Source organism: Nocardioides sp. (assembly GCF_025965415.1).
Classification (GTDB): Bacteria; Actinomycetota; Actinomycetes; order Propionibacteriales; family Nocardioidaceae; genus Nocardioides.
Genome location: NZ_JAOPWY010000139.1, coordinates 1 through 4,866 on the forward strand (window position 1 = coordinate 1; position 4,866 = coordinate 4,866).

Consider the following 4,866-nt stretch of genomic DNA (forward strand, 5'->3'; position numbering starts at 1 on the left):
GGTCGAGGTCGAGGGCGTCGGCGAGGTCGAGGTCGGCCTCGACGTGCAGGGTGCCGGCGTAGTGGACGTCGTCCTTGTTGACCGTGACATGGCGCGGGTCGACGGCGAGGTAGCCGTCCTCGGGGTCTTCGGTCGGGTCCGGGGCGGCGAGCTCGAAACGTCGGATGGTCTCGGCGACGAGACGGTCGAGCTGAGCCGGACCGATCTTCGCGGCCACGGCCGCGACCTGGGCGTCGACCCAACCGGCGGCCTCGACAGTGAGAGCCGGCGTCGAGTGGATGGTGGATTCGGCGACCGTGCGTGCCCGCCAGGCCGGCACCCGACCGGACACCACCTGCGCCCACAGTCGCGGCAGGCGGTGGCGCAGCTCGAGCGCGTGCCCGATCAGCCGCTTCGACGACACCGAGGTGATGCCGAGGACCGACCCGAGCTCGGCGACGCAGAACTCCGCCACCGCCGGGCAACCGATGCCGGCGATGGGTTCCTCGTGCTCGAAGCCGGGAACGCTGAACGCCGCGGCGGTGTCGATGGACTCCGGGGGGTGGAGGTCGGCCCACCGCGCGGCGAGGGCGAGCACGTCAGCCGCGGCACGGTCCTCGGCGGCCTTGCGCGCGCGTATCGAGGCGAGCAGGGCGACGGGACCAAGGTCGTCATCGACCCCGGCTCCCACTCCTGATCCTGCTTCACCTGTCTCGATCATGTGTTCGATTATATCCCCACGCTCCGACGACGATCCAGGTCGAAACCATGGACGATCGGTCAAGAACCGGCGCACGAGGGCTACAGCGGTCTTGGCCCACCCGGCAAGACTGCCGACCATGAGTCCCACCATCGTCGTCGCCGGTGCCACGGGAGACCTCAGTGGTCGGATCGCCCAGTCGCTCGTCGCGCGCGGCGCATCGGTCCGCGCGCTGGTCCGTCACGATGCCGACGATGCTGCGCGGAACCGGCTCACAGAACAGGGTTTCGAGGTGGTCTCGGCGGATGCTCGCGACGTCGGCTCCGTCGCCAGCGCCTGCGCCGGTGCCGCCTGCGTCATCTCCGCCCTCAACGGGCTGGGCGACGTCATCCTCGACCGGCAGAGCGTCCTCATCGACGCCGCCGTGCGCGCCGGCGTCCCCCGATTCATCCCTCCGACTTTTCCGCGGACTTCACCGCGACGCCCGCGGGGCGCAACCGCAACTTCGACCTCCGACGCGAGTTCATGGGTCGAGCCGACCGTGCCTCGATCGAGGTCACGTCCGTCCTCAACGGAGCGTTCATGGAGCTGCTGGACGGCGACATGCCGCTCACCCAGTCCCGCATCCGACGGGTCCTCTTCTGGCACGACGCCGACCAGCGACTCGACTTCACCACCAAGGACGACGTCGCGGCCTACACCGCTGCCGCCGCCCTGGACCCCACCACGCCGCGCATCCTCCGCATCGCCGGTGACTCCCTCGGCGTGCGGGACCTGGCCGGAGTCCTGTCCGAGACGACCGGCAGCACCTACCGGCCGCTGCGGACGGGCGGCCTCACCAGCATGAGCGCCATGATCGGCATCGCCAGGAGGCTGGCACCCGGTGACGACGCCGTGTTCCCGGTCTGGCAGGGCATGCAGTACAGCCGCGACATGTTCGACGGCCGGATCCGGCTGGATCCCCTCGACAACGACCGGTACCCCGAGCTGTCGTGGACCTCCGTCCGTGACCGGTTGGCCGGCCACCCCGGGTCCACCGATCGGCAGGGGCAGCCGAACACCGTCGTCTAGCCTCCGGTGATGACTCCGTTCCAGGCCGGCCACGTCATCGAGCGACGCGAGGTCCTGCACGACGAGGTGTGGATGACCTCGCCGGTGACCGTGGTGCACGACGACGGCGACACGCTGGCTGTTCGGCTCGACCCCGGCTCGAGGTTCACCTTCCCCCGCCACTCGTTCGGCGTCCATCCCTGGGCGCACCACTCGGAGTGGGGCGGCTCGATCGTCCTCCAGCTGTTCCGCAGCGGCGACCTCTACAGCGTCTGGAAGTTCTTCACGCCGGACGGCCTGTTCCGCCACTGGTACATCAACTTCGAGGCACCCGTGAAGCGCGGGCCCGGGCACATCGACACTGATGACCACGGGCTGGACCTCATCGTCGATGCCGAGGGCGGGCGGCGGTGGAAGGACGTCTCCGACCTCCACCACCAGCGCATGGAGGGCCGGATCTCGTCGCAGACGGTCCTCGACGTCCTTGCCGAGGCAGCACACGTGGAGGCCGCGCTCGACCGGGACGAGCACTGGTGGTCCTCGTGGACCGACTGGTCACCGACCTCCTCGCCCACGGGTTGACGGGGGCCGAGGTCGCCGAGCGCACCAACGCGTCGACGACCGGGCTGCTCAGCGAGACGCGGCGGACCTGGGGACGCGACGACCTCGGCGCCCTCCTCGCGGCGGCGGCCGACGTGACCGGCCCCGTCCCGGTCTTCGACGTCCAGGACCCGCGCTTCGTGCCGCCGGGCGACATGCCGGGGCGGATCACCGCGTGGTGCGCGGAGTACGACGTCGCCCCGCCCGCCGACGATGCCGGCCTCGTGCGCTCCGTCGTCGAGTCCCTCGCCGCGGCGTACGCCGACGCCGGCCCCGTGGAGGCCACCGCCCTCGGCAACGTGCTCGTGCAGGGTCGCGCCGCCGGCGCCGTCCACGGCGGGCTCGACGAGCTGCGCGACCTCGTCGCACGCAGCCACGACCTCCGCCGGCACGAGCCGCGCACCCGCGCGTGGAAGGATGCCGAGCTGTGAGGGTCGCCCTCCAGATCACCTGCGTCAACGACGCCATGTTCCCCGACACGGGGAAGGCCGTCGTGCGGTTGCTGCGCCGTCTCGGGGTCGACGTCGAGTTCCCCGCCGCGCAGACCTGCTGCGCCCAGCCGATGGTCAACACCGGCTACATGGACGAGGCCGTCCCCGTCGTGCGCACCTTCGTCGACGCATTCGCCGGCTACGACGCGGTCGTGACGCCCTCGGGGTCGTGCGCCGGGTCGGCGCGCCATCAGCACGCCCTCGTGGCCCAGCGCTCCGGTGACGCCGGGCTCGTGACCGCGGTCGCGGAGACGGCGCCGCGGGTGCACGAGCTCTCGGAGTTCCTCGTCGACGTGCTGGGCGTGGTCGACGTGGGCGCCTACTTCCCGCACCGGGTCACCTACCACCCGACCTGCCACAGCCTGCGGATGCTCGGCGTGGGCGACCGGCCCCGGCGGCTGCTGGAGGGCGTCCGAGGTCTCGAGCTGGTCGAGCTGCCGATGGCGACGGAGTGCTGCGGCTTCGGCGGCACCTTCGCGCTCAAGAACGCCGACACGTCGATCGCCATGGGCGCCGACAAGGCGAGGCACGTGCTCGACACCGGCGCCGAGGTGCTGGTCGCCGGCGACAACTCCTGCCTGATGCACATCGGCGGGATGCTCTCGCGCCAGCGGGCCGGCGTACGCGTCATGCACCTGGCCGAGATCCTCGCCTCCACCGAGGAGGACGCATGAACACCCAGCGGAAGCACACCGGCACGTTCGTCGGCATGCCGGCCTTCCCGACCGCGGCGCGCGCGGCGCTCGGTGACACCCAGCTGCGCACCAACCTCGCGCACGCCACCCGCACCATCCGCGACAAGCGCGCCCGGGTCGTCGCCGAGGTGGAGGACTGGGAGGACCTGCGGCTCTCCGGTGCCGGGGTCAAGGAGGCGGCGCTGCGCGACCTCGCCACCCACCTCGAGACCCTGGAGGCGTCGCTCACCCGGGCCGGCGCGCGCGTGCACTGGGCTCGTGACGCCGAGGAGGCGTGCCGCATCGTCGCCGAGGTCACGCGCGCGCACGGCGCCGACGAGGTGGTCAAGGTGAAGTCGATGGCCACCGCGGAGATCGGCCTCAACGAGGCGCTCGAGGCCGAGGGCATCGCCGCCTGGGAGACCGACCTCGCCGAGCTGATCGTGCAGCTGGGCGACGACCTGCCCTCGCACATCCTGGTGCCGGCGATCCACCGCAACCGCGCGGAGATCCGCGAGATCTTCCTGCGCCGGATGGCGGCCGTCGGCCGACCGGCGCCGGCGGACCTGACCGACGAGCCGGCCGTGCTGGCCGGGGCCGCCCGCGAGCACCTGCGTGAGAAGTTCCTCCGCGCCAAGGTCGGGGTCAGCGGGGCCAACTTCGCCGTCGCGGAGACCGGCACCCTCGTCGTGGTCGAGTCCGAGGGCAACGGCCGGATGTGCCTGACCCTGCCCGAGGTCCTCATCAGCGTCGTCGGGATCGAGAAGGTGCTCGCGACCTGGGCCGACCTCGACCCGATGCTCCGCCTGCTCCCGCGCTCCTCGACCGGGGAGCGGATGAACCCCTACACCTCGACGTGGTCGGGCGTGACGCCCGGCGACGGGCCGCAGGAGGTGCACGTCGTGCTCCTCGACAACGGCCGCACCCGGGCACTCGCCGACGACGTCGGCCGCCAGGCGCTGCGCTGCATCCGCTGCTCGGCGTGCCTCAACGTCTGCCCCGTCTACGAGCGGGTCGGCGGTCACGCCTACGGCTCGGTCTACCCCGGCCCGATCGGCGCGATCCTCAACCCGCTGCTGCGCGGCGTCGCCGACGAGCAGACCGCGTCCCTGCCGTACGCCTCCTCGCTGTGCGGCGCCTGCTTCGAGGTGTGCCCGGTGCGCATCGACATCCCCTCGGTGCTCGTGGACCAGCGGGCCGCCGTCGTCGACTCGCACCGCGGCGACCGGGTGCCCAAGGCGGAGGCCCTGGCGATGCGCGCCGCGGCCTGGACCTTCAGCGACGCGCGCCGGCTCGGGTGGGCGGAGCGCGCCTCGGGAGTGGCGGGCCGCGTGCTGCGCCGCTTCTCGCGTACGACGCTGCCCGGCGGCCG

6 protein-coding genes and 1 pseudogene are annotated in these 4,866 nt (G+C 72.2%); 6 read left to right on the forward strand and 1 reads right to left on the reverse strand.

The window, feature by feature from the left end; all coding sequences use genetic code 11:
• Nucleotides 1-700: DUF222 domain-containing protein (locus tag JWN97_RS14540; RefSeq protein ID WP_297623949.1), on the reverse strand; the 700-nt coding region annotated here is incomplete at its 3' end.
• 118 nt (nucleotides 701-818) lie between these two features.
• On the opposite strand from JWN97_RS14540, the pseudogene JWN97_RS21260 reads away from it, so the two are divergent.
• The 6 genes and pseudogenes from JWN97_RS21260 to JWN97_RS14565 form a co-directional block, all read left to right on the forward strand.
• Nucleotides 819-1,142, forward strand: a pseudogene (locus tag JWN97_RS21260) (NmrA family NAD(P)-binding protein); the annotation flags it as partial.
• Between the two features lie 62 nt (nucleotides 1,143-1,204).
• Entirely contained in the window at nucleotides 1,205-1,750 is a 546-nt protein-coding gene (locus JWN97_RS14545; protein WP_297623952.1) for a hypothetical protein, read from the forward strand.
• Nucleotides 1,751-1,759: 9 nt separating this feature from the next.
• Nucleotides 1,760-2,311 carry a DUF402 domain-containing protein gene (locus tag JWN97_RS14550; protein WP_297623955.1) on the forward strand — a complete coding sequence of 184 codons (552 nt, stop codon included), beginning with the start codon at nucleotides 1,760-1,762 and terminating at the stop codon, nucleotides 2,309-2,311.
• Entirely contained in the window at nucleotides 2,263-2,760 is a 498-nt protein-coding gene (locus JWN97_RS14555; RefSeq protein ID WP_297623959.1) for a hypothetical protein, read from the forward strand. The genes JWN97_RS14550 and JWN97_RS14555 overlap by 49 nt, the downstream gene beginning before the upstream one ends.
• Nucleotides 2,757-3,494, forward strand: a complete 738-nt coding sequence (locus tag JWN97_RS14560) for a (Fe-S)-binding protein (RefSeq protein ID WP_297623962.1) — start codon at nucleotides 2,757-2,759, stop codon at nucleotides 3,492-3,494. Before JWN97_RS14555 ends, JWN97_RS14560 begins: the two co-directional genes overlap by 4 nt.
• On the forward strand, nucleotides 3,491-4,866 hold a 1,376-nt coding region (locus tag JWN97_RS14565; RefSeq protein ID WP_297623965.1), incomplete at its 3' end, for a lactate utilization protein B. The genes JWN97_RS14560 and JWN97_RS14565, both read left to right, overlap by 4 nt.